Genomic DNA, 17,452 nt, shown 5'->3' with positions numbered 1-17,452 from the left:
TTGCTACCTTACCTTGCCATAATCGCTTCAATTTCTGCCACGGTTTTTGGGCAGCTGGCGTTCAGGTTTTCCATGCCGTTCGTGGTAATCAGCACATCGTCTTCGATACGCACACCAATGTTTTCAAAGTGCTTGGGCACATTGGCGGCTGGGCGGATGTAAAAACCCGGCTCTACTGTCATCACCATCCCTGCTTCCAGATTACGCCATTCGCCTTTGATTTTATAAGCGCCGGCATCATGCACATCGAGGCCCATCCAGTGGCCGGTGTTGTGCATATAAAACTGCTTATAGCTCAGCGATTCAAGCGCGCCATCGAGCGAGCCTTGTAATAAGCCTAAGTCAATCATGCCTTGAGCCAGTACACGCACAGCCGCTTCGTGTGGCGCGTTCCAGCTTTTGCCTGCGCGGCAAACATCGAGCGCGGCGTATTGGGCGGCGAGGGTGATTTCGTAAACGTCTTTTTGCGGGCCGCTGAATTTGCCATTTACCGGGAAAGTGCGGGTGATGTCCGATGCATAGCCGCCGATTTCGCAACCGGCATCAATTAGCAGTAAATCGCCGTCGTTCATGCGCTGATTATTATCGCCGTAATGCAGGCAGGTGGCATTAGCACCCGAGGCCACAATGCTGGAGTAAGCTGGAAAGCGGCTACCCTGACGATAGTAATCGTGCAGGATTTCGGCCTCTACTTCGTATTCCATTTGCCCTGGGCGAGCAAAGCGCATGGCGCGAACGTGGGCTGCAGAGTTAATCAGCCCTGCTTTACGCAAGAGGGCGATTTCAAACTCATCTTTAAATAAACGCATTTCGGCAATCGTGCCGCGCACATCGGCGATTTCATTCGGGGCGGTGATGCCGCTGCGCACCTTGGCACGCACACCGTTAACCCAGCTGGAAACCCGGTTATCCCATGCGGCATTTTGGCCAAAAGCAGTGTGCAGGCGGGGCTGGTTTTGTAATAGCTCAACCATTTTATTGTCGAGCTCTTCAATGGAGTAAGCCGCATCAAAGCCAAACAGCTCGCGGGCAGCATCAGGGCCGTGGCGATGGCCATCCCAGATTTCGCGCTCTAAATCCTTGGGGCGACAGAACAAGATATTTTGCGTTCTTGTCGCGCCGATGACCTGAACAAAAACGGCATCCGGCTCATTAAAACCAGTGAGGTAATAAAAGCCGGAATCATAGCGAAACGGATAAGTTGTATCGGCATTGCGAATAATTTCTGTCGTATTCGGCACAATAACCACACCAGCAGCTAAGCGTGTGGACAAGGTTGCACGGCGGGTTACGTAAGGCTGCATGGCGGCTATCCCAAATAAGGTAGGCAGATTATACGGCGAGGCGCAGCGCAGCACGTATTTTTACTTACTTGTGGATTTTACTTATTGTGTTGGGAGGGCTGAGTTGATTGAGCATTGTCGGGTTACGCGCTTATCGCTGAGCGAGGTAAACCTCGCACACAGACTGCTAACCCGATCTAAGCAGCGAGGGCTTATTTTTTTGCCCCGCCCAACGATGCTTTAATGGTTTGAAAGCGCTTGGTGCTTTCTGCGCCACCGGCGTAATTTTCTAATTTGTCGCCAATCACGCTTTCAATGGTGTTGAGCCTATCGCTGGGGCTGGGGTGGGTGCTGAACATTAGTGCAATTGTGCCCTCTGCTGGGTTGATATTGCCCAGTGTTTGCAATACCGAGACTAAGCCATAAGGGTTGTAGCCTGCTCTGGCGGCTAAAACCATGCCACCGATGTCTGCTTCAAATTCATCGCCCTTATCTAAGCCGCGAACGAAAAGCTCTAAAGCGCCTCGGCTACTGAGCGATACCAGCTGTGAAGCGGCGCTATTTTTAACGTTATCAGCACCCGCTTTGGCGATATTTCCGCCTACCTTTTGCCATTTTCCGGATTCAATGGCTTGCATATGGTGGCGTTTGAGCGTGTGCGTGATTTCGTGGGCCAATACGCCAGCCAGCTCTGCCTCATTGCGAAAGGTATCAAACAGGCCTTTGGTAAGCAGGATATAACCGCCGGGTGTGGTAAATGCATTGATATTTGGGCTGTCTATCACGCCAAAGTGGAACACCATATTGGGCTGCTCCGATTGCTTGACGATCCACATTCCCACTTGGTTTACATATTGCTGTAAGGCAGGGGAGGCCACCAGCGGAGCTGCGCCTAGTAAGAGTGAGGCAGCACTAGAGCCAATTTCCTGCTCCTCTGCCGGAGTGGCTTTATGCATGGCGTCGGCGGTGTTTTTTACGCCGTCGATTAAATTGCTGATATCCAGTTTGCCAAAATCGAAGGCAAAGGCTGCAGCAGGGAATAAGCAGGCCAGCATCATTAGGCGGATACGCATGATTAGTTTCTCCTGTTTTTTGGGGTGTCATCACTGGCTGGTTTTTTATCCATGGCGATATACGCCACTTCCTGCGCGATCAGTTGCTCTTTAGCCGCGCTTTTTTGCGCATCCGAGTCACTTGCCGTGTAGTTTTTTAGTTTGCTGAGTTCTTCAGGGTTGGGTTGGGCATTCTGGAGCTGTTCGGCTGAAAGTCCTTTGACGCCCGTGGTAACCGTGCTGCCAGAAGACCCCGTTTTAAAGGGGTTTAATGACGCTAAGCTGGTGCCACCCTCGCTCGCTCGGCCTGTTCTGACATTGAGCAATTTAATCCAGCCAACGAGTTTGCTATCGCTCTTGATTTGCATCCATGCGCCCTGGCGCATCTGGATATCGACCACATTGTCTTTTTTGAGCTGGCCAATCACGGCAGCATCTAGAAAAGGTTTATCGCGTAGATCAGAATCGCGAATGACGCTGGCGGTCTCGGCTCCTGCGCTGCTGCTTAAGGCCAGTAGCAGCCATAGTCCTTTGTTCATGATGTTTTCCTTACGAATTTAAACGGGGTTCAAACAGCTCGACTTCTTGCTCGCGGCCTTTCACATGAAAGCTGCCGTGCGGTACAAAAGCAAAGTGCTGATCACAGGCTAGCCGCGTGGCATCGGATACCAGAACGCGCGAGATGCCCTTGGTGAGGCCTTCGATACGTGAGGCTAAATTGACAGAATCGCCAATAATTGTGTAATCCAAGCGTGCATCCGAGCCAATAAAACCCACCACGGCAGGGCCGGTGTGCAGGCCAATGCCGATATCAAAATCAGCGCCTAAATCGGTTAGCTCGGTTTTAAACTTAACCAGTGCGGCCGACATTTCGATGGCAGCGGCAACGGCATGCCTGGCGTGCTCACTGTCATTCATTGGCGCGCCCCAGAACGCCATAATGGCGTCGCCAATAAACTTATCCAGCGTGCCACCATGGCGAAAAATAATCTCGACTTGCTGGGAGAAATAGCGGTTGAGCAGGCTGACGATATATTCCGGTGTGCGCGTTTCAGAGAGTGTGGTAAAGCCGCGAATATCAGAAAACAACACCGTTAGCTCACGCGATTCTGCTTGCTGGCTGCTGTGTATTTCGCCTTGTGCCACCAATTGCTTCACCACGCGCTGATCTAGAAATCGCCCGAACAGGTTGATTGCCTGCTCGCGCTGAGCTTTTTCTGCCAGATAGGCAAATAGGGCGGCCAGCCAGTAATAAACCCAGGCCCATACACTGGCAGAGGCGATAGACCAGTATTGATTACGGCTTAGGCCAAACCAGAAAATAGCTAACCCGGCTAAGGTCATCAGCAGTAAAGCGCCGCCTAAATAGAGGGTGTTAATTTTGTGCTGAAAGCCTAAGAACAGCAGGCCCATTAAGGCTAGCCCCAGCGGGGCAAAATAGCCTCGGGCAGGGGTTTGCAACCAATCGCCATTTTGTAAATTATCAATGGCTGTGGCTAAAATCTCGACGCCGGGAAAATTGGCAGAAAGTGGCGTAGGGCGCAAATCTTGCAAGCCCGGTGCGGCAGTGCCAATGAGGACGATCTTATTTTTTAACTCATCAGCCGGGCGCTGTGGTTTTTCGCGGTTGAAATCAAAATAGAGATCGCTATAGCTGATGTGCTTGTGGGCTTGCAACCAGTTGATGCGGATATCGTTGCCCTGGGGCTGGGGCCAGTTGAAATCTGTGGCTAAGCGGGAGGGCAAAGAGGGGAGGCGCCAGCCTTGGGTTTCGGCAAAAATCCAATAATGGCGGCCGATGCCATCTGGATCTTTTTTAAAATTAATCAGGCCACCGCGCCAGGTTTCGGGCGGTAGCACCAGTGGCAGCAGCAGTGGCGCACGCGCATCTGGCTTAGCTTGCGGCATTTTTTTTAGGCCATAAATAGCGGGTAGATCGGCGAGCCTTGCGCCTATGCCATCAACCAAGAGTGTGCTGGGCAGATAGATATTTTGCTGTTGTAAAACAGTGTCTCTGAATAGCTGATCGCTATCGGCACGAAAAGTATCGGGCTCGTTAAACAGTACATCAAACACAATGGCTTTGGGCTGATGCGCGGCTATCGCGCTCAGTAGCTCGGCATGAATTGCGCGTGGCCAAGGCCAGCTGCCAGCTACTTCATTCATGGTTTCTAAGCTTTTCTGATCGATATCGACAATTACAATATCGGTAGATGCAGCACGGCGGTTGGCGTTTTTCTCCAGCAGCCAGTCGCCGCTGCGATCATCAATCACAGCGCTATAATTCAGCCAGCCGTAATCCAGCAGTAGCAAGCTGCTCAGCAGAATAAAGATAGAAAGGTAGGAAAAGCGTTGCAGCATGACTGCGCCCGTAAAGATGCTTCCTGATCTTTATAGCGCTCAATAAAAAAGCCCGCATTTCTGCAGGCTTTTTTTCTTGATATGCGGGTGCTAGCCAGCGATTACTCTTCGTCCATTACCGCTGTGGTGTACACAGCCTGTGCGTCGTCGAGGTTTTCTAGCATATCAAGTAGTTTTTGCATTTTTGCCACATCGTCACCGAGGATCTCGGTTTCGGCTTGCGGCTTCATGGTGACTTCGCCCATTTCCGCTTTAAAGCCTGCTTTTTCCAGCGCTTCTTTTACGGTAATAAATTCATAAGGCGGAGTGATCACTTCGATAGAGCCATCATCATTGGTGATGATGTCGTCCGCACCGGCTTCCAGAGCGACTTCCATTAGCGCGTCTTCTGGTGTGCCGGGAGCAAAAATCAGTGTGCCGCAGTGTTTAAACTGGAACGATACGCAGCCATCTGCGCCCATATTGCCGCCGCACTTGGCAAAGGCATGACGCACTTCGGCCACGGTACGCACGCGGTTGTCGGTTAGGCAGTCAATCATTACGGCTGCGCCGCCGATGCCATAACCTTCATAGCGGCATTCAACGTAATCCACGCCTTCCAAGTTGCCCGAGCCACGTTCAACGGCGCGTTGCACATTGTCTTTTGGCATATTGGCGTCGTAGGCTTTATCAATCGCCAGACGTAAACGTGGATTGGTTTCAATTTCGCCGCCGCCCATTTTGGCGGCAACGGTAATTTCTTTAATCAGACGGGTAAAGAGCTGGCCGCGTTTGGCGTCCTGGCGACCTTTACGATGCTGAATATTTGCCCACTTTGAGTGACCTGCCATGCTCGAATGTCCTGTTAAAGCCGAAGTTTAATGACGGATTTTAGCAGAGAGAGGGCAGAAGGAGGAGAGGGGGATTCTTTGCTTGCAGCGGATTCGGCAAAAAAGCCGAGCTATTTGCTTGATCTGGGGCAAATAGTGGGTAAATGGCCTGTGGTTTACAAGTGATGAAGCGCGATTACATTCCTGCCAATGGAGGTAATTGTTATTGGCTCTTAATCTGGAGCGGATAGGAAGTTACTTTTTTGATGACTTAAATGCTGATTGATCTGGGGAAACTCTGATTTATTTAGTTTCGTCATTTCTGTGCAGGCGGGAATGCAGTATTTGCAATGGATTGCCTATAAAAACATTCGGGGATGACGATTTAATCAGAGCTTCCTTCGTTTTATTTTGCCAGGGTATCTGAAGTGGGTACCTTGGCTGTAAAACCGGTGCACCGGTATAAGTAGCCCGCCATCAACCAGCATGGATAAGGGCGAATAAATTACAGCAGGGTGAGGGTGACTTCAATATTGCCGCGAGTGGCATTTGAATAAGGGCAAACTTCGTGCGCCTTATTAACGAGTTCTTGAGCTGCACTGCGCTCCATGCCGGGGATAGATACATTCAGCGCAACTTGTAAACCAAAGCCACCCTGGCCATTTGGGCCAATTCCCACTAAACCATTGACTGATGTGCTTGCTGGCAGCGCGATTTTCCCTGCGGCGGCAACAAACTTCATTGCCCCGATAAAGCAGGCGGAGTAACCCGCTGCAAATAATTGCTCAGGGTTTGTCCCTTCGCCACCTGCACCGCCTAGTTCCTTGGGCGTACTTAATTGCACATTGAGTTTTTGATCGTCAGAAGCTGCGCGGCCATCGCGGCCACCGTTTGCTGTTGCATTGGCTGTGTAAAGAATTTGCATAGGATGCTCCTTGGTTTTTATCGAAAAGTAGCGGCCCTGTCAGGTCGATGGATTAACTATATTACACAATTAAATTGTGTACAACTTAATTGTGTAAAAAGAACGGCATCAGGGCGGGCTGGATGCTTGATATCACCAGCAGGAATACGTTTTTTAGTGCCGTGTGTTCAGGCCATCACGAATTTGGGCTAGCTGGCTGCGCAGCTGCATGAGCGTTTCGGTGCTTTGCCCGCTGGCGCATAAAAGCTGCACAGGAATCATTTGAGCTGTTTCTTTAAGGGCCTTGCCACTGGGTGTGAGGGTGATACGCACCTGACGTTCGTCTCTGTTATCGCGCTGACGGGTAATCAGTGCGGCGCTTTCCATACGTTTAAGCAGCGGCGTTAACGTACCGGAATCCAGAAACAGCGCTTCGCCAATGTCTTTGACCAAAATATTGTCGTGCTGCCATAGCACCAGCATCACCAGATACTGCGGGTAAGTGAGGCCAATTTTTTCTAGCAGCGGCTTGTAAGCTTTGGTCATCGCCAGCGAGGCAGAATACAAAGAAAAGCAAAATTGCTTATCAAGGCTGAGTAAATCTAAATCAGATTCCATATTATTTTTTCTGGCGGGTGTGAAGAAGCAGATACTAGTTTAGCGTGCCTGATGGGGGTAGTACGATCAAATTTATAAAAGGGAGTCATGCCAGCCCCGCTGTTGTTTGGTATGCGCTTTGCGGAGAATCGTTGATTGGCACTTCCCGCAAAGCTTAAAAAGACATGATGGAAAAGCGGCCAGTGGCTTAATTAAATAAAGCCCTGACCTGTATTGATTAAGCCAATAAGCTTAATTTCGTCACTTCAATGCTTGCCAAAGGCGCAATGCACTCTACTAAGGTTTTGAAATGTGCAGTGAGCATATGCGCATTATGCGCAGCCTTATTTTGCCATTGTTCCTGAATAATAAAGCGCTGATTGTCCTGATTATCAAGCAGCAAATCGTAACGATGGCAGCCTTCTTCTTGTCGAGAAGGCGCTAAGGCCAAGCGAATGGCATCGGCAACTTGCTGGGCGTGATTGGGTTTGGCAATGATAGTGGCTAATACAAACAGAGGGTTGCTCATAGAGATCCTTATGGGAGGCGTTTTAGCGTGATAAAAACCTAGCTGCAGGCTAAAGGCTTAGTTTAATTCCTTATTATTCTACTTTCGTTTTAACCAGCCATTCTCTGCCGCGTAATAATCCATGCCAATACACAATGGCTAAGAGATGGCGCTTGATAAACCAGTTAAATCTTCTTGGAATATGGGGTGCCAGAAATTTAAATGTAGGATCAAGCTCGCCGTTATAGGCAAATTCAGCCAGTACAATTTTTCCATTTTCTACTGTAAGTGGGCAGCCACCATAGCCATTATAAATTGCTTTACTTGTTAATCCGGATAAATAACTAATGATATTAATGGCAACAACCGGGGCCTGTTTGCGAATAGCTGCGGCTGTTTTAGCATTGGGGCTGGAAGCTGCATCGCCTAATGAGAAAACATTGGCATAACGTATATGTTGCAAGGAATGGGGGTCTACATCTACCCAGCCGGCTGCATTGGCCAGCGGGCTATTGGCAATAAAAGGGTGGGCGCATTGTGGTGGCACAATATGCAGCATATCAAAGGCTGATTCGGTAAAAGTGATGCTCCCATCAGAGTGAGTGTTTGCAAAAGTTGCTATTTTTTTTTCGCCATCTACTTTGATTAAATTGCTGGAAAAACTTAAATTTACCCGATAGCGATCCATATACTGTTTAAGAATAGGAATAAAATAGGCTACCCCGAATAGCGTTGCGCCTGCATTATGAAAATGCACCTTGATATTGCTGAGCGTCTGCTGTTTTTCCCAGTGAGAACAGGATAAATAAACGGCTTTCTGCGGCGCGCCAGCACATTTAATCGGCATGGCCGATTGGGTAAATAAAGCTACGCCGCTTTTTAATTGCTGCACTAATTGCCATGTGTAAGGAGATAAATCGCTGCGATAATTGGAAGTTACCCCGTTTTTACCCAGCGTTTCTTCCAGCCCTTCAATAGCAGACCAATTTAAGCATAAGCCGGGGCATACAATTAAAGTACGGTATTGCAAAATATCTTTATTCTCTAGCGTGATGCTGTTTTGATCGGGATGGAAGATTGCTGCCGCAGATTGAATCCATTTTACAAAGCGCGGCATCACCTTACTCATGGGCTTAACGCTTTGCTTAATATCGAACGCCCCTGCACCCACCAGCGTCCACGCGGGTTGATAAAAATGCTGTGCAGCAGGCTCCACAATTGCAATTTTCAACCCTTTCTGCCGCTTGTAAATCGCCTGCGCCACCCCTAGGCCTGCTGCACCACCACCAATAATCACAATATCAAACATACCTTCTCCTTTGTTACATGAGTAGTCAGTTTTATTGTTTGTAGCTGGTAAACCAGTTATTGTCTTAAAAGATAGGCTTTAAAAAAAGGCTATTATTTTTTTATGACGACGGCTTGGTTTTGAGCTGATGGTGATTTACAGGATGTTTAGCTTGCTGGCATTCAGTTATAGTCGGATGCTATCTGATTATATTTCTCGATATACTCGCTTAGAAGTCTCTTTGTTTTTTCATAAATCCTCGCCTTTTTAACTGCCCATGAATCCAGACATTATCCTCCCTCCCTATCCCGGTATTTCTCTTAGCCATGTACATTTAGTGCAATCTTTGCCTGATGCAGAGCGGGCTTTAGTAGCCTTGCAAGTGGCTGATGTACTGGGCTTTGATACCGAATCTAAGCCGGTTTTTTTTAAAGGCCAGCAATCTACCGGGCCACATTTAATTCAGCTGGCGACGGATACGCAGGTGTTTTTATTTCCTGTGGTGGCTGCGGGCCACACTACGGTGGTAGTGAAGGCGGTGCTTGAATCGCCGCAAATTTTAAAAGTGGGCTTTGGCTTAAGCGATGATCATAAGCGCTTGCACGCCAAGCTGGATATCTTGCCCAAGCATGTTTTAGATTTATCCAGAGCATTACGTGGAGCAGAGCGCGGTGATGTGGGGGCTAAATCAGCAGTGGCGCAATATTTTGGGATGCGCTTACAAAAATCTAAAAAAGTTTCGACCTCCAACTGGGCTGCGTCACCTTTAAATGAGCGGCAAATAAAATACGCGGCAGATGATGCGCAAGTGGCTCTGTTGGTGTATCGAAAGTGGTTGGCATTGCAGGGCTGAGCTTTTGATTACTCAGTCTTATAGATATCACGTTAAGCCATTATTTTTATAAAAATGTCAGGCAATTCAAATGCTGGAACTCACTCGTCTTTAAAATGGCGAGAGATCACTGCTTTGCCGCTACTTTTAAACTGTTTCTTCTGAGTTAGATTTAATCAAATTGTGAAGGAGTGTGTTTTGTTGTTCAGAAACTTAGTATTATTTTTGATTTGCTGCACTTTAGGTGCTTGCTCTAAACAAGCTCCTTCAGCCGAGAAATTAGATAGAAATCTATTGATGCAGCTGGTTTTTCCTTCATGGAAAAAACAGAATAAACCACAAATTCAAGCGCTGAAGCTGGATAAAAAAGACGGCGAAATTCCTGAGTATTTAGTTGAGACTACAGAGGGGAAAGAGCCATCGGCTTATCTTTTTGAAATGTCCACAGAGCAGCTGATTCGTCTGGATAGCAATCGTGCGGTGCTGATTACTTCGGCCTCACCCCTTGATCAGCAAGGCGAATCCGTATCTGGGCATTTGTTAGCAGGTTTAATCAGTGCTTTCTGGTTTAAACAAGTGGATGGCCGCTGGTATGCCGATGGGCAGCAGACGCAGCTTGATTGGATTGGCGCTTTTGGCTCAATAGGCAAAAGCAAGGTTGTAAAATTGAGCTCCAATCAATTTGCGCTTGGGGTGGAATCAGGTGATTGCTTTCAGGGGGCGTGTTTTACAGATTTAATGCTGTATGAATTAGGTGGGGAAAAAGTTAAAAGCCTATTGAAGCATTCGATTCGTATCGCAGCCGATACAATGGGCGTGCGGGGTGATTGCGAGCAAATTTTAAAGCAGCCTGTAAATAAAGTGATTCGCTATCGTCATGTTGAAAGTGCTCAATCATCGATTAATTGTGTTGATGTAAAAAGCGACTGGGCGATTAAGGCCAATGGTAAAAATCCGGGGGATTTACTGATTCGTTTTTCTGGCTTTATTGAAGAGCAAAAGACCATTGAAAAAATAGCGGCTGAGGTGGGGGAGGAGGAATCCACTATCGTAGTGGATTCCATTTTATCGCCCATTAAACAGCAGCAGCTGTTTCGCTATCGTGAAGGAAAGTACCTGTTAGTGAGCGGTAAAAATCCGACGCCTGAGTTTTAGTAGCTTGGTGGTGCTGCGTAAGTGCTATCTGCCGGAAATGGATTGGGCTGCGGCGATTTGGAGCGGTCTTTTAAAGCCACCCGGAATATCGCTACCCCAATCACGCCAATATTGCGCGTGTCGCCTGCTTGGGTATTGGCGGCGTAGGCTTGATCAGGTGCTGCAAAGCGAAAAGCGGCAACTTCTTCCTGGCTCTTACGAAACCCTTGAATAGAGAGCGTGCGGTGTGCATTAAGCAGATAACCGGTATTGTTTAGGCTGCCTGCCTGGCCATTGAGCACATCAAGCCCATCTACGGTAGTCACAATTTCAAAATCGCGGTTGCTCAGGTTTTGAAATTTAAGCGTGTAGCGTGCGCCATTTGTTCCACCTAGCAAGATCTGGCCTTGTGCGGTGCGCAGGAGCGGAATAGGGCGATCATTTTCATCCAGCACCGACCATTCAATAGCGCCTTGCAGTAAAGGCAAGTTGAGCTGGCGTGCTGCGTTGGGCAGCGATTGATTCAGGGCTCTGGCTTCGCGATAAGCGATGGAGGCTACTTGCTCTGCTTGAAGCGGGGTGATGCGGCTGGCTTGCACATGGTGAACGTTTGATTCCAGCCCTTCACCCCACTGCGTGCCAAGCCGGGCGCTTGAAGTCTCACTTTGTTTTGGGGCTGGCATGCTGGAGCAGGCGGCAAGCAGGCTAAGTAAGCAAAAGCTGCTGAGTATTTTTGCCCAAGGTTTTTTGGTATTCGTATTTAATAGATAGTGCATAGCGTATTTCTCGTTATCTAAGTTAGTTTTAAAACAATATAAAGCGGCTAGTGCGATAGCAGATATCTGCTTTAATCATTCATCATGCCTTATATTTTATTTATGGGTAAATAGCTATTTAAATATTTTTCTTACAAGTTAATATAAGTTGGGTGTTGGTTGTTTTTATTGTCGATTAAATGCTAGGGTTTTTATTTATTTTTTATGCTTTAAAAAATGAATCACTCGGAGTTTTAATGCGATTATTGTAAATAGATTAGCTTATTGTTTTTAAAAATTGAAGATTATTTATTGAAGGGCTGTGTTGTTTGGGCAAGCGAATACAGCAGGCGTGCTGCGGGTTTGGTGAGTAGAGAGGAAATGCTTGTGCTGATTTTTTAATTTTAATTCAATAAGTATTGATGTTTTTTTATAGCTTATTTATAGCGGTGTTCTTGGCAAACCTGTTTCAAACTTCGCCCATACGCGGCGGAAGTCTCTGACTGAATTAAATCCTGCTAATTCAGCTACTTTTTCTAAGCTATGCCTTGGGTTTTCGAGCAGGTTTTTGGCTTGGGCGATGCGCAGGCTTTGCTGGTATTCCACCATGCCTACGCCTGCATGCTGGCGAAACAGGCGGCTAAGGTTGCGCTCGCTCATCAGGGCAATGGCAGCCAGATCGGCGACGCTCCAGTGTTTTTCAGGTGAGCGGCTAATGGCATCCTGCACGCAGTGGATATTGGGATGCAGGTGGCTGCGGTGCGCCAGCCACGGTGAGAGCTGGGCATCCTGGCCATTGCGGCGCAGATAAATCACCATATGCCGCGCTACTTCTTGCGCAATCGGCGCGCCGGCTAATTTTTCGATTAAAAACAGCGCCAGATCAATGCCTGCGGTAATGCCAGCGCTGCTAAAAATCGGGCCATCTTCGATAAATATCCGGTCGTCTTCTACACGGGCCAAAGGCGCTTGCTGGCGTAGGCGTTCGATTAAGGTGTGGTGCGTGGTGCAGCGTCTGCCGTCCAGTAAACCGGCACGGGCGGCAAGCTGGGCTGCGGAACAAATGCAGGCAATGCGCAGATCGGGGCCAGAGATCGCTTTAAGCCAATCCACCACGGTTTGCGCCTCGGGCAGCTGGTAATGCTCGGCTGATTTGACTACGCCGCATAAAATCACCAAGGCCCCGGCAGGCATGCTTTCGGGCAAGGGGGCTAAGTTGGCAATTTCTAAACCTAGCGAGCAAATAAGTGTGCTACTGGGGGAAACCGTGTGCAAATCAAAGGGCGCGCCAAGCCCAGCTGCAATCCTGAATGCCTCGGCAGGGCCTGCGTAATCAAGCAATAAAAATTGCGGGGTCAGGACAAAGTAAATGGGGTAGCGCTTCATGGTGGGATTTATCGTGCTCTGTTTATGTGGGGCGGGTGCTTACCCGCGAGCAATGTTAAATAAATGCGCGGGTAAGCACCCGCTCTACGAATGATGGAATGCGTACTCAGGCTCGTTTTAGCTTTAACAAAATCATCCCTTTAATTCGCCCGCCAAATAGATTAATCAAGAGGCCCGACATCAGTAAGAGCGAGCCTGCCCATTGCTGGGTGTTGAGCGTTTCGCCAAACACAAGGTAGGCGGTGATGAGGCCAACCACAGGCACCAGCAGGCTAAAGGGTGCAACCTGATTGGCAGGGTAAAGGCTAAACAGGCGGGCCCATAAGCCATAGCCGAGCAGGGTGGCCGCCCAGGCAAGGTAGGCGACGGCTGCGAGCGATGTCCAGTTGAAGTGGTTTAGCGCATTAAAAATGGCCGCAGGCCCTTCGATGAGGTAAGAGAGTGCTAAAAAGGGCAGTGGCGGCACAAGGCTGGCCCACACCACAAAGGCAAACATATTGACCGGGCCTGTGGCTGCTACTTTGCGTGTCACAATATTGCCGGTGGCCCACATGGCTGATGCGCTCAGTGTAAGAATAAAGCCCAGCAGCGTCATATTCTGCCCATGGGCTGCGCCAATAAAAGCAAGCCCCAAGCTGGCTAAAATCAGCCCTGCCAGCTGCGCTTTTTTCCAGCGCTCATTAAGCAGGAGTGCAGAAAAAACCAGCGTAAAGAAAGCCTGTGCTTGTAAAACCACCGAGGCGAGGCCAGCAGGCATGCCCAAATGAATGGCACAGAATAAAAAGGCAAATTGCCCGACAGAAATCGTTAGCCCATAAGCCAGAAAAAGCCTGAGTGGCACTTTGGGACAGGCGATAAAAAGCACCGGCAGGGCGGCTAAGACAAAGCGCATCGCCCCCAATAAAAGCGGAGGAGTGCCATTTAGGCCCACTTTAATCGCAACAAAATTAATTCCCCAGATCAATACAATCAATAGGGCCAGTAATAGGTCTTTGGGTTTCATCTGGAATCCTTGTTTCCTTATATTGTGGCAAGGAATTATTGCTTTAAGTAGGCACAGATGCTGGGGTAATGGGTTAAACAGCGTGTGTAGGGCGATGAAACCCGCGTACTTTTCAGCATTGCTCGCGGGTAAGCACCCGCCTTACACATCACATTGCGGACAAAGCCGCCACACAATCTGCTGTGCTTATAATATTGGCAAAACGCCCAGCGAGTACGATTTCGGTTCTTTCTTTGATGTCATCGGCACTCAGGGTACGGCCTGTGGTGGGGTGAGTCATGGCGAAGGTGAGGGTGGCGTCGGTTACAAAGTCGATTTCATAAGCCATATCACTGCCAATCCTTGCTGTTGTTTCGCAGCACTGCTCGGTGCGTATGCCGGTAATCAGTAGTTTACTGATCTTGCGTTTACGCAGCCAGTAATCTAATCCGGTATCGCTAAAAGCATTGTGCACATGCTTATGAAACACCACATCATGTTGCGGCGGCATCCAGTGAAGTGGTGTGACCAAGCCGGATTCCAGTGCAAACGGGCCGCTGGAAACATGAAAAATATGCACGATTGGGACATTTTTTGCCACGCAGGCTTCGATCAGCTGGCTGATGTTTTGCTGAAAAGCAGGCACATCATCTTCTACCCAGAATGGGCGAGATAAAAAGGATTGTTGTACATCGATGACGATTAGGGCTGTGGTTGACATGGTTGCTCTCTATCTGTGGTGCTGGGATAAGACAGAGATTAATACAGCCCATACCTTGCGGTAATGGGCTGATCGGCCAAGTTAGGGACGGATTACGCCATTGTGGTTTGGGGTGTTAGGGCTGTTGTTTACTCACCGACTTGAGGCTTGAGTGCTAGAATCGACGGGGTTCAACCCACATGGGCTAACCAAGTTCAAAAAGATCTTGTTAGTGCCTTTGGCACGTTGATTTAGGTGTGGCATCCCCGCGAAGTATTTGATTTCTGAACGGCCAAGAAAGTAAGCAAAACCGCAACCTCAAAAACACGAAGGCCCCTCACTGCGGACAATCGAGTCGGCGGCTGCGGAACTCGCTTCGCTCAGACAGGCATCAAGAAACCCCGCCCCGCTTGTTCCTCGTTTCGGCGTGCTTCAAGGGGATACTTAAGCCCCGTGCAGAGAGCGTGGCCAGTACATTTTTTCGTTGCTTGCAGATTACAGTATGGGTTTCACCCAGCCCACAGCCTACCTATCCCTTCACGGCCATTTCGGCGATTGAAATGTCAGCGTTTTACCATCGGGCAAGATGGCTAATATGCTGAGCGCCGCAATGCTATGTTTTCCTTCTTTAAACGAGGTGCTGCCAAAGTTGGCGATCAGGCGGGTGCCATCGCTAAATTGGGTTTCCTGCACGCTGCCGTCGCTGTTTTTCCAGCTAAAATTCGTCAAGGCCTGATAGGCCAAGCGCTGATGCAAGGGGCGGAAAAAGGCGTCGAGTTGCTTGAGGTAAGGCAGGCGTTTGGCGTTGGTATCCAAGTTGAGATTCAGCAGTGGCGGCACATTGTAAAGCTGCTCCATCAGCTCGGTGCTGGCGCGGGTTTGCTTGAATTTAAGCAGATCAAGCGACCAATGATGCGTGGTCACGATGCTGTCGTGAAACGCAGCCTGAAACAGCGGCACGCGGGTGGCCGGGTTAAAAAATAGCGCTTGGTATTCGGGCTTGATCGATACTGTTTTAAAGAATGTTTCGGGCTGGTTGTCCGGCCACCAGCGGCCTAGATAATAAGGCGAGGTGGTGTTTTTGCGCATGTCAGCATCACCCCAGCCAAAGCCTCGAGATTGCATGCCGTGGGCAAAGGCGACCTGGCTATTAGCCACCGCGTGGCCGTCTTCTGAGCCCACAATAATGCCCAATTTTTTGCCTATCCATGCCATGCCGTCTTCACGGTTTTGGGCGTCTTGTGCTTCTGAGGTGGGCTTGGCTGGGTCGTAATCGTCAAAAATCATGCCGGTGGCGGCTACATCGAGAAACCAGCTGTTATAAGGGCTGGCGGCTTGAATGGCGGGGACGCGCTTTTCGAGCAAAGGGCGAACGCATTGCTGATTGACATACACGCCTTCACCTTTAAAACCGGTTTTGCGCTTGCCATTTTTAAGCATAATGCCGCAGCGCAAAAAGGCATCTTGCCCAAGCTGAGCCGAGTTCCAGTCTGGATTACTATTGCCATCGGGCAGGGCGGTATCGTAAGAATCATAGGGGCCAATCAGATAGCCCGCCTTACGCGCAGCAGCGATGGCTTCCGGGTTGGCAAAGCCTGTTTCCCATTGCGGCAAGCCGATCCAAAGCCTAGGCAAGCCTGCTTTTTCTAGCGCGGCCACCATCTTGCTCGATGTGCCTTCACCCCATGTTTGTGGATCTGTCAGCGCCTTGCCCAAGTGTTGAACCAGCCATGCTTTACGTGCCTTAAATGCGGCGGCGTCCCTGCCTTTAATATGGTTTTTAAGCGCCTCATCCAAGCTATTGAGCAAAACGTCCTGCTCGTAATGATTGGGTTTAATCTCTTTCGCCAAGAGTAATTTCTGGCCCACGGCATCAAGCTTGATCTCTGTTGCTGCCAGAATCGCCGCGTTTAAATTCGCCCAATCCTTGACATCGCTCGGGCTAAGCTGGCGCTGGCCCCAGACATAAACATGGCTAGCACCGATGAGTTTTTCACCATCGGGTGCTGCGGCTAGTTTTTCTTTAAGTGGCACAAACTTGCCATTGTCTTTAGCCCACTGGCGGTAGCGTTTGGCGGGGGAAAGCCAGTCGCTGCCATTGAGGGCGATTTGTACTTCATAGGGGCGCTGAAAATCCAGCTTAGTGAAATCATGGCTGGCTTTAATCGCTATGCCCTTTGTATCTGGCAAAAAATTCAGCTCATTATTAAATGGATTGGCAAATAAGACTGAGACCACCTGCTTGCCATAATCCAGCCCCAGCACCGGCAAACTAAGGCCTTCGGTGGTATTGATGCCTGCATATTCATCGCTTAAAGCCTTACGCCATGCGGCATCTTGGCTAGGAATATAGCTGCCTTCAGATAGTGGTAGCAGCAGGCCTTTAGCACCGGACGGGATGATGGGCCAGTTGATTTGGCCGCTGCTACTGCTGCTGAATTTGAGCGCTAGCACCGATCCTTTTAAGGCGGCGTCGATCTTTACGCCATCTCCCCATTGCCAGCTGGCTTGTGATAGATCTTGTTTAAGCTGGCTTACTGCGGCGGCTTGATTAGGTAATGAAAGTGGCAGCAGCACCCCGTCGGCTAGCTTGGCTGTGGTGGCCAGCGTGGCTGGGTTGATATCAATTTTCCAATCGTGGTTTTCTAAGGTAAGCGCTTGGGCGAGGGGGCTGAACGCAAGCAGGGCAATAATGGAAGTGCGCATGGGGAATCTGTTTGCTTTGGTTGACCGTACCCCATTGTAGAAATATAAGCCTCATTGGCAATGTGTTAATTTACTATGGAAATAAAGAGAGAATTCTATTTACATTTTTTCTATGTCTCTTGCGTATATCTGAGGGCGGGTGGCATCCGCGTATT

16 protein-coding genes are annotated in these 17,452 nt (G+C 49.2%); 2 read left to right on the top strand and 14 right to left on the bottom strand.

The genetic code is table 11. The features are described from left to right. Positions 1-8: 8 nt before the first annotated feature. The 9 genes from VN23_RS11640 to VN23_RS11600 all read right to left on the bottom strand — a co-directional run bounded on the left by VN23_RS11640 (position 9) and on the right by VN23_RS11600 (position 8,823). Positions 9-1,304: an aminopeptidase P N-terminal domain-containing protein gene (locus VN23_RS11640; RefSeq protein ID WP_046350718.1), complete on the bottom strand. Its 1,296-nt coding sequence runs from the start codon at positions 1,302-1,304 to the stop codon at positions 9-11. Between the two features lie 191 nt (positions 1,305-1,495). Beyond that, the gene (locus VN23_RS11635; RefSeq protein ID WP_052746450.1) at positions 1,496-2,356 is read right to left on the bottom strand and encodes a M48 family metalloprotease; all 861 of its coding nucleotides are present in this window, start codon (positions 2,354-2,356) and stop codon (positions 1,496-1,498) included. Positions 2,357-2,358: 2 nt separating this feature from the next. Further along, positions 2,359-2,874, bottom strand: coding sequence for an SH3 domain-containing protein (locus VN23_RS11630; protein ID WP_052746451.1), 516 nt, complete (start codon positions 2,872-2,874; stop codon positions 2,359-2,361). Between the two features lie 10 nt (positions 2,875-2,884). Beyond that, positions 2,885-4,696, bottom strand: a complete 1,812-nt coding sequence (locus VN23_RS11625; RefSeq protein WP_046350719.1) for an adenylate/guanylate cyclase domain-containing protein — start codon at positions 4,694-4,696, stop codon at positions 2,885-2,887. 101 nt (positions 4,697-4,797) lie between these two features. Then, a complete protein-coding gene (locus tag VN23_RS11620; protein ID WP_046350720.1) occupies positions 4,798-5,526 on the bottom strand; it encodes a YebC/PmpR family DNA-binding transcriptional regulator in 729 nt (242 codons plus the stop codon). A gap of 484 nt (positions 5,527-6,010) precedes the next feature. Continuing rightward, entirely contained in the window at positions 6,011-6,430 is a 420-nt protein-coding gene (locus VN23_RS11615; RefSeq protein ID WP_046350721.1) for an organic hydroperoxide resistance protein, read from the bottom strand. A gap of 153 nt (positions 6,431-6,583) precedes the next feature. After that, positions 6,584-7,027 (bottom strand): MarR family winged helix-turn-helix transcriptional regulator, encoded by a 444-nt coding sequence (locus tag VN23_RS11610; RefSeq protein ID WP_046350722.1) that lies wholly within the window; start codon positions 7,025-7,027, stop codon positions 6,584-6,586. A 217-nt stretch (positions 7,028-7,244) separates the two neighbouring features. Continuing rightward, positions 7,245-7,535: a putative quinol monooxygenase gene (locus tag VN23_RS11605; protein ID WP_046350723.1), complete on the bottom strand. Its 291-nt coding sequence runs from the start codon at positions 7,533-7,535 to the stop codon at positions 7,245-7,247. A 73-nt stretch (positions 7,536-7,608) separates the two neighbouring features. Further along, complete coding sequence (locus VN23_RS11600) at positions 7,609-8,823, bottom strand: NAD(P)/FAD-dependent oxidoreductase (RefSeq protein WP_046350724.1); 1,215 nt, start codon at positions 8,821-8,823, stop codon at positions 7,609-7,611. 256 nt (positions 8,824-9,079) lie between these two features. Here VN23_RS11600 and VN23_RS11595 point away from each other — a divergent pair, with 256 nt between their 5' ends. Both VN23_RS11595 and VN23_RS11590 read left to right on the top strand, forming a co-directional pair. Next, positions 9,080-9,655, top strand: a complete 576-nt coding sequence (locus VN23_RS11595) for a 3'-5' exonuclease (protein ID WP_046350725.1) — start codon at positions 9,080-9,082, stop codon at positions 9,653-9,655. A gap of 276 nt (positions 9,656-9,931) precedes the next feature. Then, a complete protein-coding gene (locus VN23_RS11590; RefSeq protein WP_156455187.1) occupies positions 9,932-10,789 on the top strand; it encodes a hypothetical protein in 858 nt (285 codons plus the stop codon). On the opposite strand, the gene VN23_RS11585 is transcribed toward VN23_RS11590, so the two are convergent. The 5 genes from VN23_RS11585 to VN23_RS11565 all read right to left on the bottom strand — a co-directional run bounded on the left by VN23_RS11585 (position 10,786) and on the right by VN23_RS11565 (position 17,297). Next, positions 10,786-11,544 carry a hypothetical protein gene (locus tag VN23_RS11585; protein ID WP_046350727.1) on the bottom strand — a complete coding sequence of 253 codons (759 nt, stop codon included), beginning with the start codon at positions 11,542-11,544 and terminating at the stop codon, positions 10,786-10,788. The genes VN23_RS11590 and VN23_RS11585 overlap by 4 nt on opposite strands. A 420-nt stretch (positions 11,545-11,964) precedes the next feature. Continuing rightward, a complete protein-coding gene (locus VN23_RS11580; RefSeq protein WP_046350728.1) occupies positions 11,965-12,909 on the bottom strand; it encodes a GlxA family transcriptional regulator in 945 nt (314 codons plus the stop codon). A 106-nt stretch (positions 12,910-13,015) separates the two neighbouring features. Beyond that, on the bottom strand, positions 13,016-13,912 hold the full coding sequence (locus VN23_RS11575) for an EamA family transporter (protein ID WP_046350729.1): 897 nt from the start codon (positions 13,910-13,912) through the stop codon (positions 13,016-13,018). A gap of 148 nt (positions 13,913-14,060) precedes the next feature. Further along, on the bottom strand, positions 14,061-14,612 hold the full coding sequence (locus tag VN23_RS11570; RefSeq protein ID WP_046350730.1) for a cysteine hydrolase family protein: 552 nt from the start codon (positions 14,610-14,612) through the stop codon (positions 14,061-14,063). A 516-nt stretch (positions 14,613-15,128) separates the two neighbouring features. Then, entirely contained in the window at positions 15,129-17,297 is a 2,169-nt protein-coding gene (locus tag VN23_RS11565; protein WP_046350731.1) for a glycoside hydrolase, read from the bottom strand. Positions 17,298-17,452 lie beyond the last annotated feature (155 nt).

It is taken from the genome of Janthinobacterium sp. B9-8, from assembly GCF_000969645.2.
Taxonomy (GTDB): Bacteria; Pseudomonadota; Gammaproteobacteria; order Burkholderiales; family Chitinibacteraceae; genus Iodobacter.
Note: the sequence above shows the minus strand (reverse complement) of the source record. Positions and strands in the feature narration are given on the sequence as shown.

Coding starts and splice junctions, on each gene's coding strand:
- VN23_RS11640 (WP_046350718.1), bottom strand. CDS start 1,304: ATGCAGCCTTACGTAACCCGCCGTGCAACCTTGTCCACACGCTTAGCT.
- VN23_RS11635 (WP_052746450.1), bottom strand. CDS start 2,356: ATGCGTATCCGCCTAATGATGCTGGCCTGCTTATTCCCTGCTGCAGCC.
- VN23_RS11630 (WP_052746451.1), bottom strand. CDS start 2,874: ATGAACAAAGGACTATGGCTGCTACTGGCCTTAAGCAGCAGCGCAGGA.
- VN23_RS11625 (WP_046350719.1), bottom strand. CDS start 4,696: ATGCTGCAACGCTTTTCCTACCTTTCTATCTTTATTCTGCTGAGCAGC.
- VN23_RS11620 (WP_046350720.1), bottom strand. CDS start 5,526: ATGGCAGGTCACTCAAAGTGGGCAAATATTCAGCATCGTAAAGGTCGC.
- VN23_RS11615 (WP_046350721.1), bottom strand. CDS start 6,430: ATGCAAATTCTTTACACAGCCAATGCAACAGCAAACGGTGGCCGCGAT.
- VN23_RS11610 (WP_046350722.1), bottom strand. CDS start 7,027: ATGGAATCTGATTTAGATTTACTCAGCCTTGATAAGCAATTTTGCTTT.
- VN23_RS11605 (WP_046350723.1), bottom strand. CDS start 7,535: ATGAGCAACCCTCTGTTTGTATTAGCCACTATCATTGCCAAACCCAAT.
- VN23_RS11600 (WP_046350724.1), bottom strand. CDS start 8,823: ATGTTTGATATTGTGATTATTGGTGGTGGTGCAGCAGGCCTAGGGGTG.
- VN23_RS11595 (WP_046350725.1), top strand. CDS start 9,080: ATGAATCCAGACATTATCCTCCCTCCCTATCCCGGTATTTCTCTTAGC.
- VN23_RS11590 (WP_156455187.1), top strand. CDS start 9,932: ATGCAGCTGGTTTTTCCTTCATGGAAAAAACAGAATAAACCACAAATT.
- VN23_RS11585 (WP_046350727.1), bottom strand. CDS start 11,544: ATGCACTATCTATTAAATACGAATACCAAAAAACCTTGGGCAAAAATA.
- VN23_RS11580 (WP_046350728.1), bottom strand. CDS start 12,909: ATGAAGCGCTACCCCATTTACTTTGTCCTGACCCCGCAATTTTTATTG.
- VN23_RS11575 (WP_046350729.1), bottom strand. CDS start 13,912: ATGAAACCCAAAGACCTATTACTGGCCCTATTGATTGTATTGATCTGG.
- VN23_RS11570 (WP_046350730.1), bottom strand. CDS start 14,612: ATGTCAACCACAGCCCTAATCGTCATCGATGTACAACAATCCTTTTTA.
- VN23_RS11565 (WP_046350731.1), bottom strand. CDS start 17,297: ATGCGCACTTCCATTATTGCCCTGCTTGCGTTCAGCCCCCTCGCCCAA.